The sequence below is a fragment of the Bradyrhizobium barranii subsp. apii genome (assembly GCF_011516635.5).
GTDB classification, from domain to species: Bacteria; Pseudomonadota; Alphaproteobacteria; order Rhizobiales; family Xanthobacteraceae; genus Bradyrhizobium; species Bradyrhizobium barranii.
Genome location: NZ_CP096255.1, coordinates 1,142,844 through 1,157,459 on the forward strand (window position 1 = coordinate 1,142,844; position 14,616 = coordinate 1,157,459).

Annotated in this window: 15 protein-coding genes; 8 read left to right on the plus strand and 7 right to left on the minus strand. The window is 64.5% G+C overall.

The window, feature by feature from the left end:
* Positions 1 to 20: 20 nt before the first annotated feature.
* On the minus strand, positions 21 to 950 hold the full coding sequence (locus HAP41_RS05440; protein ID WP_166104632.1) for a LysR family transcriptional regulator: 930 nt from the start codon (positions 948 to 950) through the stop codon (positions 21 to 23).
* Between the two features lie 107 nt (positions 951 to 1,057).
* On the opposite strand from HAP41_RS05440, the gene styA reads away from it, so the two are divergent.
* Positions 1,058 to 2,308 (plus strand): styrene monooxygenase subunit StyA, encoded by a 1,251-nt coding sequence (styA, locus tag HAP41_RS05445; RefSeq protein ID WP_166104629.1) that lies wholly within the window; start codon positions 1,058 to 1,060, stop codon positions 2,306 to 2,308.
* Positions 2,309 to 2,332: 24 nt separating this feature from the next.
* On the plus strand, positions 2,333 to 2,818 hold the full coding sequence (gene styB, locus HAP41_RS05450; RefSeq protein ID WP_166104624.1) for a styrene monooxygenase NADH-dependent flavin reductase subunit StyB: 486 nt from the start codon (positions 2,333 to 2,335) through the stop codon (positions 2,816 to 2,818).
* A 78-nt stretch (positions 2,819 to 2,896) separates the two neighbouring features.
* On the opposite strand, the gene HAP41_RS05455 is transcribed toward styB, so the two are convergent.
* Positions 2,897 to 3,988 (minus strand): AraC family transcriptional regulator, encoded by a 1,092-nt coding sequence (locus tag HAP41_RS05455; RefSeq protein WP_224580953.1) that lies wholly within the window; start codon positions 3,986 to 3,988, stop codon positions 2,897 to 2,899.
* 331 nt (positions 3,989 to 4,319) lie between these two features.
* Here HAP41_RS05455 and HAP41_RS05460 point away from each other — a divergent pair, with 331 nt between their 5' ends.
* The 3 genes from HAP41_RS05460 (at position 4,320) to HAP41_RS05470 (ending at position 6,226) form a co-directional block, all read left to right on the plus strand.
* The gene (locus tag HAP41_RS05460; protein WP_224580952.1) at positions 4,320 to 4,520 is read left to right on the plus strand and encodes a hypothetical protein; all 201 of its coding nucleotides are present in this window, start codon (positions 4,320 to 4,322) and stop codon (positions 4,518 to 4,520) included.
* A gap of 87 nt (positions 4,521 to 4,607) precedes the next feature.
* Entirely contained in the window at positions 4,608 to 4,841 is a 234-nt protein-coding gene (locus HAP41_RS05465; RefSeq protein WP_166104621.1) for a DUF1488 family protein, read from the plus strand.
* A 251-nt stretch (positions 4,842 to 5,092) separates the two neighbouring features.
* Positions 5,093 to 6,226, plus strand: a complete 1,134-nt coding sequence (locus HAP41_RS05470; RefSeq protein WP_166104618.1) for an alpha/beta hydrolase — start codon at positions 5,093 to 5,095, stop codon at positions 6,224 to 6,226.
* A gap of 60 nt (positions 6,227 to 6,286) precedes the next feature.
* Here the strand turns inward: HAP41_RS05470 and HAP41_RS05475 are convergent, their stop codons facing one another.
* The 3 genes from HAP41_RS05475 to HAP41_RS05485 form a co-directional block, all read right to left on the minus strand.
* Positions 6,287 to 7,000: a class I SAM-dependent methyltransferase gene (locus HAP41_RS05475; protein WP_176400449.1), complete on the minus strand. Its 714-nt coding sequence runs from the start codon at positions 6,998 to 7,000 to the stop codon at positions 6,287 to 6,289.
* The gene (locus HAP41_RS05480; protein ID WP_166104615.1) at positions 6,997 to 7,455 is read right to left on the minus strand and encodes an Rrf2 family transcriptional regulator; all 459 of its coding nucleotides are present in this window, start codon (positions 7,453 to 7,455) and stop codon (positions 6,997 to 6,999) included. The genes HAP41_RS05475 and HAP41_RS05480 overlap by 4 nt, the downstream gene beginning before the upstream one ends.
* Positions 7,456 to 7,682: 227 nt before the next feature.
* On the minus strand, positions 7,683 to 9,704 hold the full coding sequence (locus HAP41_RS05485; RefSeq protein WP_166104610.1) for a YgiQ family radical SAM protein: 2,022 nt from the start codon (positions 9,702 to 9,704) through the stop codon (positions 7,683 to 7,685).
* 350 nt (positions 9,705 to 10,054) lie between these two features.
* On the opposite strand from HAP41_RS05485, the gene HAP41_RS05490 reads away from it, so the two are divergent.
* Together HAP41_RS05490 and HAP41_RS05495 are read left to right on the plus strand one after the other, a co-directional pair.
* Entirely contained in the window at positions 10,055 to 10,993 is a 939-nt protein-coding gene (locus HAP41_RS05490; protein ID WP_166104607.1) for a DMT family transporter, read from the plus strand.
* A 190-nt stretch (positions 10,994 to 11,183) separates the two neighbouring features.
* Entirely contained in the window at positions 11,184 to 11,324 is a 141-nt protein-coding gene (locus HAP41_RS05495) for a hypothetical protein (RefSeq protein ID WP_166051956.1), read from the plus strand.
* A gap of 6 nt (positions 11,325 to 11,330) precedes the next feature.
* On the opposite strand, the gene HAP41_RS05500 is transcribed toward HAP41_RS05495, so the two are convergent.
* Together HAP41_RS05500 and HAP41_RS05505 are read right to left on the minus strand one after the other, a co-directional pair.
* Positions 11,331 to 12,041: a GntR family transcriptional regulator gene (locus HAP41_RS05500; protein WP_166104605.1), complete on the minus strand. Its 711-nt coding sequence runs from the start codon at positions 12,039 to 12,041 to the stop codon at positions 11,331 to 11,333.
* Positions 12,042 to 12,049: 8 nt separating this feature from the next.
* The gene (locus HAP41_RS05505) at positions 12,050 to 13,462 is read right to left on the minus strand and encodes an FAD-binding oxidoreductase (RefSeq protein WP_166104603.1); all 1,413 of its coding nucleotides are present in this window, start codon (positions 13,460 to 13,462) and stop codon (positions 12,050 to 12,052) included.
* 178 nt (positions 13,463 to 13,640) lie between these two features.
* Between HAP41_RS05505 and HAP41_RS05510 the strand changes: the two genes are divergently transcribed.
* Positions 13,641 to 14,549, plus strand: a complete 909-nt coding sequence (locus tag HAP41_RS05510) for a dihydrodipicolinate synthase family protein (protein ID WP_166104601.1) — start codon at positions 13,641 to 13,643, stop codon at positions 14,547 to 14,549.
* Positions 14,550 to 14,616: the final 67 nt, after the last annotated feature.

The window sequence follows — 14,616 nt, forward strand, 5'->3', positions numbered from 1 at the left end:
TAATGATGGCGGGGACGGCGTCAACCGCCCGCGCCGGCGGTACCGGTATGCGACGGCGCTGGCGCGAAATGCTCCGCGCGGTCGACCAGGAGATCCAGGAAGCTTCGCGCGCGCAGGGACATCCACTGCGTCTCCGGATAGACCGCGTGCAGGGGCAGCGCGGCGATAGTGTAGTCCGGAAGCACATGTTCGAGCTCGCCGCTGCGAAGGCCCTCCGCGGCATTCCACTCGGGCAGGATTGCGATGCCGAGATGCTGCATCGTCGCCTCCTGCATCGCATCGGCGTCGTCGACGTGAATGGGTCCGTTGATCGATGCGACGTGACGGCCATGCTCGGATTCGAAGGCCCATTGCTGCGCCGGCGACATCCGTGAATAGACGATGCACTGGTGCGAGCTGAGATCGTCAGGTGTCCGCGGCAGCGGGCGGCCGTGCAGATAGGTGGGTGTCGCAACAAGATGGCGCTGCACGGTCCCGAGCCGGCGGGCGACCAGCTTGCTCGCTTCCAGGTTCCCAATGCGCAGCGCCAGCTCGATGCCTTCTTCCACCAGGTTGACGAAGCGTTCGCTGAAGCGGATGTCGATCCGCACTTCCGGATAATTCCGGACGTACTCGGCGATGACGGGCATCACGTAGCGCCGTCCGAACGACGACGGCACGCCGATCCGGAGCGTGCCGGTCGGGCGGGGTGCGGACTGCTCGACACTCGACCGCGCCATGTCGAAGCTGTCGAGGATCTGCCGCGCGAGATCGTAGATCCGGTGCGCTTCGGCCGTCGGCTTCAGTGTGCGCGTCGTGCGCAAAAACAGCTGCGTGCCGAATTCGCTTTCCAGCATCGCAATGCGCTTGCTGATCGCGGGCTGGCCGATCCCGAGCTCCTTGGCCGCAGCCGAGAAGCTGCCACCCTCGAGGGCGCGAACGAAAGCGCGCAGGCAATCGATCCGGTCCATAATTCATTCCAATCTGGAATAAATTATATCCCATCTATTCCGTAGTGCGCAACACGGCGGATCGCTAGGCTCCGTCAAAACAAGCAATCACAGGGGAGGAGACGAAATTGGCACGCCATATCGGAATTGTCGGCGCCGGCATCGCCGGCCTGCATCTCGCGCTTTACCTGCAGAAGCACGGCGTGGACGCGACGATCATCACGGATCGGCCGCCCGAGGAATACAAGAACATCCGCCTGCTCAACACCGTCGCGCATCACCACGTGACGATCGCGCGCGAGGACTATCTCGGCGTCAATCACTGGAGCGGTCCGAAGGACCATTATTACTACCACGACCACGTCTTCAATTTTCCGCAGCCGCTGAGCTTTCGCGGTGATTTCTCGAAGCCGAGCCGCGCCGTCGACTACAGGATCTATCTTCCCGCCCTGATGCAGGATTTTGTCAGCCGCGGCGGCAAGATCGAATATCGCCGCATCGAAGAGCGCGACATCCGTCCGCTGGTCGCCCGCTTCGATCTCCTGGTCGTCTCGACCGGGAAGGGCCCGCTAGGCCAGCTCTTCACTTATCGGCCGGAGCACACGCCCTATTCGCAGCCGCAACGGCGGCTGTGCGTCGGGCTTTACACCGGCGTGCGGCAGCCCGATCCCATGAACGTCACGCTCTCGGTGTCTCCAGGACATGGCGAGATGATCGTGATCCCGACCATTACGTTCGGCGGTGTCGCCAACGCGCTGCTGATGGAGAACGTACCCGGCGGCGACATGGAGGAACTGGCGACGCTCAGCTACGACGACAACCCGAAGCACTTCTTGAAGGTGCTGCTGGGCAAGCTCGAGAAGCATCACCCGACGACCTACGACCGCATCGACACCGCGCGCTTCGATCTCGCGCAGCCGCAGGATCTGCTGCAAGGCGGCGTGGTCCCGACGGTGCGCAACACTGTGGTCGAGTTCGACGACGGCAAATGCGCGATCGCGCTCGGTGACGTCCATGCGATCGTCGATCCCATGATGGGCCAGGGCGCCAATGTCGCCTCCTATGCGGCCTTCGTGCTCGGCGAGGAGATCGTCAACGCGGATGCGCTCGACTTGCGCCTGTGCGAGAAGATCGAGCTGAAACGACAGGATCGCGTGCTGGCGGCCTCGCGCTGGACCAATGTGATGCTGCAGCCGCCGACGGAAGCGCTGGGCATGCTGATCGGCGCGATGAGCCAGAACCCGGCGCTGGCTAACGAGTTCACCGAGAATTTCAACTACCCGGACCGGCAGTGGGACCGCATCTGCACGCCGCAGCGCATCCAGGCCTGGATCGAGCGCATGTCGGCGCCGCCTGAGCCGGTCAGGGCGATTGCGTGAGGACCGATGCGAGTGGGGATTGACATGCCGCGCGCCAATCCGGCCTCGTTCCGCGAGGCCGCATCGCGCTTCACGACCGGCGTCGCGGTGCTGACCGCGCTGGACGAGCACGGCCGCGTCTGCGGCATGACCGCGAACAGCTTTGTCACCGTCAGCCTGTCCCCGCCGACCGTGCTGGTGTCGGTCATGCCGGGACGCATGCATCGGGCGATCTCGGCAACCGGACGCTACTGCGTCAACGTCCTGCCCGAGCACGGCCGGGACCTGTCGCGGCACTTCGCGAGCCAGCCGAACACCGGCGCTGCTCCTGATTACGACATCGTCGACGGCCTGCCGCGTCTGTCCGGCTGCATGGCCTGGTTCGCCTGCGAGGTCACACGCCACGTCGATGTCAGCGACCACACGCTGATCATCGCCGAAGTCTCGAGCTGCGACTATCGCGACACCACGCCGCTGGTGTTCTTCTCGAGCCGGTATCATCTCGGGCCGGGCGTGCCGGTGGATCGGTGAGGGTTGCAGCGGTCCGCGGCTTGAGTGGATCTGGTGTTTTCCTGGCTGCATCGGGGCGCTTTGGCGTTACCGCCGGGACTAGCTTGCCCTGGCGTTCTTTGCGCGAGGGGGCGTATCGTTGACGTTGTCGGCGCGCTTGGGATCGTCCGCGGCACGCCATTGTCGTGGCGTCATTCCGGTCCAGCGCCTGAAGGCGTGGGTGAATGCGCTGACTTCGCCATAGCCGAGCAGCCAGGCGGTTTGCGAAATCGGCAACTCGTCCTTTTTCAAATAGCTTTTGGCGAGGTCGATTTTCAGCTCGTCCATAATGCCGGTGAAGGTCAGTCCTTCCGACGCGAGGCGCCGCGCCAACGTGCGGTGGCTCATGCCGAGCCGGCGCGCGATCTCCTCAGCCCGTGCCTCGCGATGGGGAAGCAGTGGCGCGATGGCATTCTCGACGCTCGATCTGAGCGAAACTCCCCCAGGCTTCCGATGTGCAAGCGCCTCCTCGCAGAAGGTCACCAGCAGATCGTTCAAGTGGTGATCGGCACTTTCGATGGGCATCTGTCCCACGGACTGAGGGAAGGCGATCTCATCGACGTCTGATCCGAACTCGATCTCGCAACCAAGGAACGACCTGACCTCCGCGGGCATCGCTCGACGGCGATGGGCGACTTTGACACGGCTTGGCACCACGCGGCGGTTGGTCAGTGCGCGGTTGATTCGAATGATAGAGGTCACCCAGAATTCGATCTGGTGCCGATCCGACCGCCGTTCCACGCCGACATAGCTCAACGCAATCGCCATGTCCTTCGCGGCAAATCGCAGTGAAATTCCCTCGTTCGCGAGGCGGCAATAGCGCTCCGTCTTTGACAAGGCTTCAGCGACTGTCCCGGATGAGGCCGCGACATAGTAGAGCAGGCCGATCTCACGAAGGTCGAAGTCCCGTGCCAGGTGAAATCCCAGGGCGTCGTCGTGCAGCGCCTCGGCACCAAGCTCCAGAAACTTGATCTGGCTTTCAACGCTCAGCCGCGCCTTGCGGTCTTGGATCTGCTCGAGGGTCAATCTGGCCTTGGACAGCAAGCCGTCCGCCTGAATGCCGGCTTCGCGCAGGCGGGCCCAGACCAGGCGGGCGATGCCGCCGGTCGCACTGGGCATGGCTTGCAATTGGGGCGAACGGGCAGCAGCCACATCGAACCCTTTCGTCGTTGCCGCTGCGGCCTTGAGTCCTCGGCTCGCGCATCGGGATCGCGGCATAGAAAATCAAGTTATTGGCTCACGATAACAAGAAACCGGGTGTCATGTGACTTAAATCGGCGATCTGTCCCCCTAGGTGCGTCGTCTGTACTCGGGGGCGAACCCACCCCGAAAAAGCCCGAAGGCCTTGATGTCCAGCTGCGATGGCGCGCCGCCTATAAACGTGAAGATATTGCGAAGTTACGGAAAATTGCTCGGAATTCCTCATATCGCTCATGGCCCACGGACGGTTGCGCTTGAGCGCGTTGGCGATTGCGAGATCAACATGTTCGAAACGCTTGAAGCCGGTTCAGCTGCGGCGCCCCTGTTCTGGATGGAGCTGTTCGATCTTCGCGTTCACGCCTCGCGCGACAGCCGCGGATGCCACAACATGAGCGACGCAGTCGCAGCGTTCAACGATTTTGCTTCGCAGGCGAGCCGCCTGGCGGAGGTGCCGCCGTGCGACACCGGCGAAGCCGTAGGCTGACAATTGCCGCGTCCACCGAGAGTATCCCCAGCGGAAAACGCAGCGCTTCTGACGCGCGGCCAGATTCTTGGCTACGACACGGAGCGGATGGCGTTTCTGTTTACGATGACGTATGGCGCCAGCCTCGTCGACTGCGAGATAAGCGGCGTCGCGCTGGACGACCTTCACGGCTCGAAGGGCACGCGTCCCGACGAAAGGGAGACCCAATTCAGGTGTCTCCGCGACGCGGTCGAGCGCCTTGCATCATACGCTTTCGAACAGCAGGGCAGGCGGCAGCGCGAGCGGCTCCGCATCTTCTCCAAGCACGTCAAGGCGCTCTGACGACCGCCAAAGCAAGGCCGCCGCCGCAACGGCAACGCATATGCAATTTGTGCCACGTGAGATGCTCGACATCTCCCTCTTAAACATTTCACTCGACCATGGTCTGCAAGACCGGGTTCCGCAGTTGTCGCCGGCTGGGTGTTGCCGCGCCGTGACATCCAGGCACGCTCAGCCGGTATAGACTGGTCGATATCCGGTGCCCCTTCCGTTGCCCGGATGGTGAGTTATCGCGCTCTTGCGTCCAGTTGTGAGTGTTGCCGGTGGTCCGGACGAGTCGCATCAGTGCTCCAGCAGTTTTGTTGGCTTTGTCGATCGCAGCAGTCCTGGGCGGCTGTGCAGGACGTCCGTCGCAGGGCGTGCTTGTTCCGACAGCGCAGGTCGCCCCCGGAAACACAAATGTCCCGATCTACGTCGTCACCAATCGCAAGCGATCCGACGTCGATCCCGGTGAGATGTTCAGCGGGGACCGTTCGGACGAGCTGTCCTTTGCCGAGGTGACTGTCTCGATCCCGCCAGATGCCGCGCGGAAGATCGGCGAAGTGCAGCGGCCCGCGAGCCTGCCCGGCGACCCCCAACGGGAGTTCACGACTGTGTCGGCCGACTATCTCGACAAGACGTATTTCGCTGTGTCTGTCGCCGCGGCGATGAAGCAGTCCGGTCGCAACAAGGTGCTTGTCTTCGTCCACGGCTTCAACAACCGCTTCGATGATGCGGTCTATCGCTTCGCGCAGATCGTGCACGACTCCAAAGTGCCGGTCGTTCCCGTGCTTTTCACCTGGCCATCGCGCGGCGAGCTGAGGCTGCGCGCGTATACCTATGACCGGGAAAGCGCCAATTTTTCGCGTGACGCGCTCGACAATCTGTTGAGCACGCTCGACGCCTCGTCTGCCGTCGGCGAAGTTTATCTCCTGGCTCATTCGATGGGCAATTGGATCGCACTGGAAGCACTGCGAACGCGGGCGATCCGCGCCCCGGCTGTCGCGTCGAAGCGCAGCAAGCTGAAGAATGTGATGCTGGTGGCACCCGACGTGGATGTCGATGTCTTCCGCTCGCAACTGAACCGGATGAGCGGCGCGCGGCCCCCCATCTCGTTGTTCGTCTCGCGTGACGACGGCGCGCTCTCGCTGTCGAAGACGATCTGGGGAGACGTCGCCCGCCTGGGCGATATCGACCCGACCCAGGAGCCTTATCGAACTGAGCTCGCGCGCGACCGGATCGACGTCTACGACCTGACGAAACTGGCGGTCGCCGGCGACGACGCCCACGACCGGGCTTTCGAGCAGGTAGGCCCGGTTGTCGCAATGATCCGCCAACGCATGGCCCAGGGCCAAGCGCTGGGTGAACAGAAGGCGGCCGCGGGCCCGCTCGCGCGGCTTGCGGAGTAGCGCGAGAGGCAGGCCCTGCCTGGCTTCTTCATGGCGACGTGTTGACGAGGCCGTGACGTCTCAGGCGTAGGCGACCCAGCCGCGGAACGTGAAGCCGATGTAGAACAGGGTTGGGACGGAGAAGCCTGCGTCGCGCAAAATTGCTTCGTCTCGCGCGGGCGCCAGAATGCTCAACTGGCCGTCGACCGCCTTTCGCGCGGCGGCCGCCTTGTCGGGCTCGACTCCGGCTGCGGCGAGAAAGGCCGAATAGCGCGAGAGCCAAAGCGGCCGTTCATCGTCGTCGCCGGGGATGCTGAAATGGGCCGCGACGAACGGCGCGCCGGGCTTGAGGCGGCGGCGGATTTCGGACGCTATTCGCAGCCGTTCCTCGACATCGACGAAATGCAGGGTCAACAGGCACGTCGCGCCGTCGAATGGCCCCTCCGGCGCATCGTCGATATAGCCTTGATGTAGATGTGCGCGCGACGCGAGCGGGCCCAGCGTCTGCTTCGCGAGATTCAGCATCGCAGCGGACGGGTCTACGCCATCAAAGGTCCAGCGCGGCTGCGCTTGCGCAAAGGCATTCAGCTCCAGGCCGCCGCCGGCGCCAAGAACGAGTATTCGTGCATCTTCACGTGCACGCTCGCCCAAAAGGATCGCCGCCATAGACAGCATCGAATTGTAGCCGGGAACGAACCGTGGCGGCCCTTCGGTGTACTTCGCCACCATCTGCGGATCGGAGAACGCGTTTTGAATGTCGGTCACGATGTTGTCCTGCTGAGGGGAGTGGGTCACGCGTGATGCGCGCTCATGCCTTGAAGCTTTCGCGCACCCAGGCGCCTGCGCAGATCGTTGCTCAGCATCGCCAGCGTCACTTCGCCAAAGTGCGACAGCAGCAACGCCTCTGCATCGTCAAAGGCCTGATCGAGCGCGGCATTGACGGCCTGCTCGACGAGGCAGCCAGGCGCCTCGGTCCGGTTGCCCATGGCCAGAATCGAGGGGCTGCCGAGCGCGGTGTAGACGTCGCGCAGCGTCACCCTCGACAGATCGCAAGCCAGCGTCCAGCCGCCGCCGTGCCCCTTCTCGGAGCGGACGTAATTGAGGTCGCGCAGGCCCGCCATGATGCGGCGGATCACCACCGGGTTGGTGTCCATGGCCTTCCCCAGCGTCTCGGAGGTGAACGGGCCAGGCTGCTGCGCCATGTGCAGCAGGACGTGGAGGACCCCCGATAATCGGCTGTCTCGTCTCATGTAACTTCGTATGTTACATGATGGCGCCGAGGTCAACTGGTTTCGGAGCGTGCCTAAGGAACGCGTTGCCATCCCGCGCCCGTTTTGCCCGACGGGTCAACGTCGCCGCAGACCGCCTAAGCCATTGATCCCGCTCATGCCGTCTACTGTGCATGGGGTTGTTTTCGACATTTTTGTTTTGGAGGCACGACAGCCGCGGGCTGAACCGGATCTCGTCCGGCTCTTGCCTACTTCATCACCCGCAGGCCCTTGGTCGTGAACCGCTGCGTCTTGCCGCCGGGCCGCACCGGGCGCCGCGTGCCGGCGGCCTTGCCGGTGCCGGGCGGCTGATGCGCGGGCACGAGCTGGTCGGGACGCGAGCCGATCAGATCGCGCCGGCCCATCTCGATCAAGGCCTCGCGCAGCACCGGCCAATTGTCGGGGTCGTGATAGCGCAAAAACGCCTTGTGCAGGCGTCGCTGGCGCAGGCCCTTGATCGCCTCGACCTTGTCGCTGCCGCCGCGGCGCACGCCGCGCAGCGGGTTGACGCCGGTGTGGTACATCGCGGTCGCGGTCGCCATCGGCGAGGGCAGGAAGGTCTGCACCTGATCGGCGCGATAGCGGTTCTTCTTGAGCCAGAGCGCGAGGTTCATCATGTCCTCGTCGGTCGTGCCCGGATGCGCCGCGATGAAATAGGGGATCAGATAGTATTTCTTGCCGGCCTGCTCGGCCGCGGCATCGAACATCCGCTTGAACTGGTTGTAGGCGCCGATGCCCGGCTTCATCATCTTGTCGAGCGGGCCGCGCTCGGTATGTTCGGGCGCGATCTTCAAATAGCCGCCGACGTGATGGGTGACGAGCTCCTTGATGTATTCGGGGCTCTCGACCGCGAGGTCGTAGCGCACGCCCGAAGCGACCATCACCTTCTTGATGCCCTTGGTCTCGCGCACCTTGCGATAGAGCCGGATCAGGTCGTCATGCGAGGTGTTGAGGTTCGGGCAGATCTCGGGGAAGACGCAGGACGGCCGCCGGCACGCCGCCTCGACCTTCGGATCCTTGCACGCCATCCGGTACATGTTGGCCGTGGGGCCGCCGATGTCGGAGATCACGCCGGTGAAGCCCGGCGTCTTGTCGCGGATCTTCTCGATCTCGCGCAGGATCGAGCCTTCCGAGCGGTTCTGGATGATGCGGCCTTCGTGCTCGGTGATCGAGCAGAAGGTGCAGCCGCCGAAGCAGCCGCGCATGATCGTCACCGAGAACTTGATCATGTCCCAGGCGGGGATTTTGGCCTCGCCGTAGGACGGATGCGGCGCGCGCGCATAGGGCAGGTCGTAGACCGCGTCCATCTCGTCGCTGGTCAGCGGGATCGGTGGCGGGTTGAGCCAGAGATCGCGATCGCCGTGACGCTGCACCAGCGGCCGCGCATTGCCGGGATTGCTCTCCCGATGCAGCACGCGCGAGGCGCGCGCATAGGCTTCCTTGTCCTGCTCGACCTGCTCCAGCGCCGGCAGGCGGATGACGGTCGCACCCTTCTGGCGCGTTGCGCCCTCGTCGGCGGAATCGAGATCGTCGGCGTGCAGCTCGGAATAGTCCTCGGGCACGCGGCGGAACAGCGCGACGCCCCTGATGTCGCTGAGGTCGCGCGGTGCCTCGCCGTCAGCGAGCCGCTGCGCCACTTCGACGACGGCGCGCTCGGCATTGCCGTACAGCAAGAGGTCGGCCTTGGCGTCGGCCAGCACCGAGCGGCGCACCTTGTCGGACCAGTAATCGTAATGCGCGATCCGGCGCAGCGAGGCCTCGATGCCGCCGAGCACGATCGGCACGTCCTTGAACGCCTCGCGGCAGCGCTGCGCGTAGACGACGGTGCAACGGTCGGGCCGCTTGCCGCCTTCGCCGCCGGCCGTATAGGCGTCGTCGCTGCGGATGCGCCGGTCCGCGGTGTAGCGGTTCACCATGGAGTCCATGTTGCCGCCGGTGACGCCGAAAAACACTTTTGGCTTGCCGAGCACCTTGAACGGATCGGCCGAATGCCAGTCGGGCTGGGAGATGATGCCGACCCGAAAGCCCTGTGCCTCCAGCAGCCGGCCGATGATGGCCATGCCAAAGCTCGGATGGTCGACATAGGCATCGCCCGTCACCAGCACGATGTCGCAGGCGTCCCAGCCGAGCGCATCCATCTCGGCGCGGCTCATGGGGAGGAACGGCGCCGGCTTGCGCGGGCGCGCCTGCGCCATCAGGGGCTTTTCGGCGGTGATGATCTGGATGTCCATGGCGCCTACGCATAGGACTCCGGGGCCGCGAATACAACCGACAGGCGCGTGAAGATTTGCGGTTCCGCCAGGGGCAAACCGGCTTGCGGGAGCGCGTTAACCGTTCGTGAACCCCTGCCGGACCTCGGCAGTCGTGGCCGGCTCGCCCGCCATGCTGGCGGACCATCCGTACGGCGTCCGCGACGAGGCGGAGTTTGGTCGCCGTCGAGCCCAGCAGCGCCGTCTCGATCCAGACCTTGCGCATGGCGCGCATCGCCTCGCCGCCCTGAATGGTACGCGTGCCGCATATGCCCACGAGCGATCCTCTTCCGGGTTCTCACCGCGGCCGACATCGGATATCCGATTGCTCCATGGGCAAGGAAACATTTGACGGCGGTGATGGCGCCGGCGCGGCGCCGTCCACCGAGGCCTGGCTCGGTGCGGTTGCGCTGATCGGCTTCATCCTGGTGGCGACCGCGCAGGCCTCAAATCAGATTCTGGCGCGGGGCCTCGCGGGCGCGGTCCCGCCCTTCGCGCTCGCCTTTTTCCGCTGGAGCATCGTTGCCATCGGGCTCGCGCCGATCGCGTTCGCCGAAATCCGCGCCGGCCGCGTGCCACTCGGCAAGAACATCTGGCCGATCCTCGCCGCCGGCTTCATGGGCATGTTCCTCTGCGGCGGCCCGGTCTATGCCGCGGGCATCTCGACGACTGCGATCCACATCGCGTTGATCATGGCGCTGTCGCCGATCACGGTGCTGATGATCTCCGCGGCGCTTGGCATCGAGCAGGTCGGCCCGCTGCAATGGCTCGGCACGGCGCTTGCGCTCGCCGGCGCCTTGCTCATCATCTCCGGCGGTCATCCGGAGACCTTGTTCGCACTGGAGACCGCAGCGGGCGACGGCCTGGTCGTGATCGCGATGCTCGGCTGGTCCGGCTACACGCTGCTGCAATCGCGCGCGGCGCCCAAGGCGTCGCTGCTGGCGCGCATGAGCCTGTTCGCAGGCGCCGGCGCGCTGTTCTCGCTGCCGCAGGCGCTGATCGAGATGTGGACCACGCCGGCGCAGGTCTTCAGCACGAAAGCGGTGTCGGCTTACGTCTTCGCCGGGATCGTTCCCGGGCTGCTCGCCTATGCCGGCTTTGCCTGGCTCGGCGGCAAATTCGGTTCGGTCCGAACCTCGCTCGTGCTTTATCTCGGACCGATCGCGAGCGCCCTGCTGTCGTTCGCAATTCTCGGTGAACCGCCAAAACTGATCCATCTGTTCGGCGGTGTGCTGATCCTCGGTGGGGTCTGGGCGAGCCTGCGCAAATAGTTCCATTGATCGGAGTTGTGGTTCATTCGCAGGAACCAACCGCCTCCGCGAACATTCTGATCAAGGGACCGATGCGAGCCATGCTCGCGCGCGCCCCGACCATCCCGGCGCCAGTGCCGTAACCGGATTTTGCCTCGACGCTTCGTTTCGGGGCGATGGGGGACTTGTGAGTACGGTCATAGAGAACTTGTTGTCACGGAAGCAGAAGCTTGTGGAACAGCTCGAGAAGGTGCAGTCGGTCGACGATCGCGACAAGATCGAGCACCAGCTGGAACAGATCAACACCGCGCTGGATTTTCTGGACAGGCCGGGATCGAAGGACGCGGGGTAGTAGCGCTCAGTCCACCTTCAGCGCCTCTACTTTCAAGGCCTCCACTTTCAAGGCCTCCACTTTCAAGGCCTTGGCGTAAACCAGGCCGGAATTGGTGATGTGCGTCGTCATCAGCGCTTCGAAGGCGGCGAACTCGCTGCGTGCGAACAAATCGAGCAGCTTGCGATGCTCGTCGAAGGACGAGCGGGTGCGCACGTCGATCGGCGACGTCAGGTTGGTGCGCAGCGCGGCGACGCGGCCCGAGACGAGCTGGTAGGATTCGATGAGATAGCGGTTGCCGCAATGCGCGAACAACCCTTCGTGAAAGCTCGCATCGGCGCGGCCATAGGCGATGTTGTCCTTCGCCGCGATCGCCGGCTCCATCGCCGCGATTGCCTCGCTCATCGTCGCAATCGTGCCGTCGCGATCATGACGAAACGCGAGCTCGGCGCCCTTGGGCTCGAGCGCGATCCGGAAGGTGCAGAGCGCAGTGATGTCCTCCGCGCTCGGCGTGAACACGAAGCTGCCGACCTGCGGCCGGATCACGACCAGGCCCTGCGCCTGCAACTGGCCCATCGCCTCGCGCACCGGCGTGCGGCTGACGCCGAAGGAATTCGCCACCATCTCCTCGGAGATGGCGGCGCCGAGCGCGAACTCGCCGTCGATGATGGCCTGACGCAGCCGCAGCACCACCCGCTGCGACAGCGATTTCGGCGTATCGAGCTTGAGCGATCGCATCTGCTGTCTCAGATCACCTTGCCGGGATTGAGCAGGTGATCGGGATCGAGCGCGGCCTTCAGCGTCCGCATCAACGCGATCTCGGCTTCGCTCCTGGCATGGCCCAGCCACTTCTTCTTCAGCGTGCCGATGCCGTGCTCGGCGGAGACGCTGCCGCCCAGTTCACGCACCAGACCGTAGATGATCGCGTCCATCTCTTCCTTCGGCTGCCGCTCGACGGAAAGACCGGTGACCCAGGACACGAGGTGCAGATTGCCGTCGCCGATATGGCCGTAATAGACGCTCTCGCATCCCTTGATTCCATCGGCGAGCGCGGCCTTGCAGCGGGTGACGAACTCGTCCATCTGCGCCACCGCAAGCCCGATGTCGTAGGAGATGTGCGGGCCCAGCACCTGGCCGAACTCGGCGCAGATGTCGCGCACGCGCCAGAACGCCTGCGTCTGCGCCAGCGATTGCGCCACAGCGGCATCTGCGAGCAGCCCGCGCTCCATCAGCTCTTCGAGCCAGGCCTGGAAACGCGGTGCATCCAGGCTCTCGTCGGTGCCTTGGGCCTCGACGAGCACGTAGAGACCGTGGCCTGCGGCGACCGGCGGCTTCACGCCGGCGCGATTAGTGATCACGTCCCAATAGTCCGGCCACATCACCTCGAAGGCCGACAGCAGCGGCCCGAGCCCGCTTCGCGCGGCATCGAGCAGGGCGATCACCGCGGCATAGTCCTTCAGCGCGCACAGCGCCGCCATGGTCGAGCGCGGTTTCGGGAATAGCCGCAACACCACGCGGGTGATGATGCCGAGCGTGCCTTCGGAGCCGATGAAGAGATGCTTGAGGTCATAGCCCGCGTTGTTCTTCATCAGCTTGTTGAGGCTGGTGATGATGGTGCCGTCGGGCAGCACCACCTCCAGGCCGAGCACCAGTTCGCGCGTCATGCCGTAGCGGATCACGCGGTTGCCGCCGGCATTGGTGGAGAGATTGCCGCCGATCGCGCAGGAGCCGCGCGAGCCGAGATCGAGCGGAAAGAAGAAACCGGCTTCGTCCGCGGCCTTCTGGATCGTCTCCAGCGGCGTGCCCGATTTCACCGTCATCGTCATTGACGCCCGATCGATCTCCTCGATGCCGGTCATGCGCTCAAGCGAGATCGCGACCCAGCCTGCTTCGGGCGATGCGCCGCGGCACAGCCCGGTCAACCCACCCTGCGGCACGAAGGGCAGCCGCGCCTGCCGGCAGGCCGCAATCGCATCGGCAACGCCTTGCGCATCGACCGGCCGGATCACCGCAAGCGGCGTTTGCGGCAGGCTCGCGCTCCAGTCATTGCAATTGCGCGCCGGCACGTCGGTGCCGATCAGCACGGCGGCCGCGCCGAGCTTCTCGCGCAAGGCGCCAAGCAACTGATCGGGATGCTCAATGGGGCTCACCATGTTCATGCGAGACCTCCTCGGAATCTGGCTGCGTCTTATGCGCGCCGTGATGGTGGAAAGGATTTGCGTCCGTCTTGTATGTAAGGTACAACATAAAAAGTAAAGCAAAAACAAGGCTCGGAAAGCTTCCTAAGATCGTTCGAGATCAGAGGCTTAGTCCGGGACCGCAACAATGGGTGGTGAGATGACGGAGGCAATTCGCGGGTTCTGGGTGGCGTCGGCGACGCCGCTGGCGACGCCGCTGGCGACGCCGCTGGCGACGGATGGCAGTGTGGACTCCGCCAAGCTCGCCGCTCACGCCAGGCAGCTCTTCGGCAAGGGCGTCGACGGCGTTGTGCTGTTCGGCACCACCGGCGAGGGCACCTCCTTCAATGTCACCGAGCGTGTCGCGACCATCGAGGCCGTGCTCAAGGCCGGCGTCGCGCCCGAGCGTATCGGCATCGGCGGCGGCTTTCCCGCCATCACCGACAGCATCGCGCTGACGCGCACCGTGCTCGGCCTCGGCCTGCGCCACGTGCTGTATCTGCCGCCTTATTTCGATCGTGGTGTCACGCCCGAAGGCATCGAGGATGCTTTTGCCGCGATCATCGATGGCGTCGCCGACGATCGCCTGCGCGCCTCGCTCTATCACATCCCGCAGGTCTCCGGCGTTGCGATCCCGACCGGTGTCGCGGCAAACTTGCGCAAGCGTTACGGCAAGGTGGTTGCGGGCCTGAAGGACTCCAGCGGCGACTTCAAGCAGTTCCAGGCGTTCCGTACTGCTGCTCCCGATCTCGCCATCACCGTCGGCAACGAAGCCGACATCACCCGCGCGATCGCCGCCGGCGGCGCCGGCACCATCTGCGGCATGGCCAACGTCGTGCCCGAGCTGGTCAAGGGCATGGTTGACGGCAAGCACGTCGAGGCGCGCATGCAAGCCGCGACCGATGTCGTGCTGAACACGCCGTCGTTCCTTGCGACGCTGAAGGCAATCCTCGCCGCACAGACGGGCGACGCGGGCTGGCTGCGCGTGCGCCCGCCATTCCGTGCCTCGTCCGATGGCGCAGCGCTCAAGCGAAAGATTGACGAGCTGATTGCTCCTGCCATCGCGTGAGATATGAAATCTTCGTGACACGTTGCCGCGGATTCGCGTGCAGCGTGTTGCGATAACTGCGACGTCT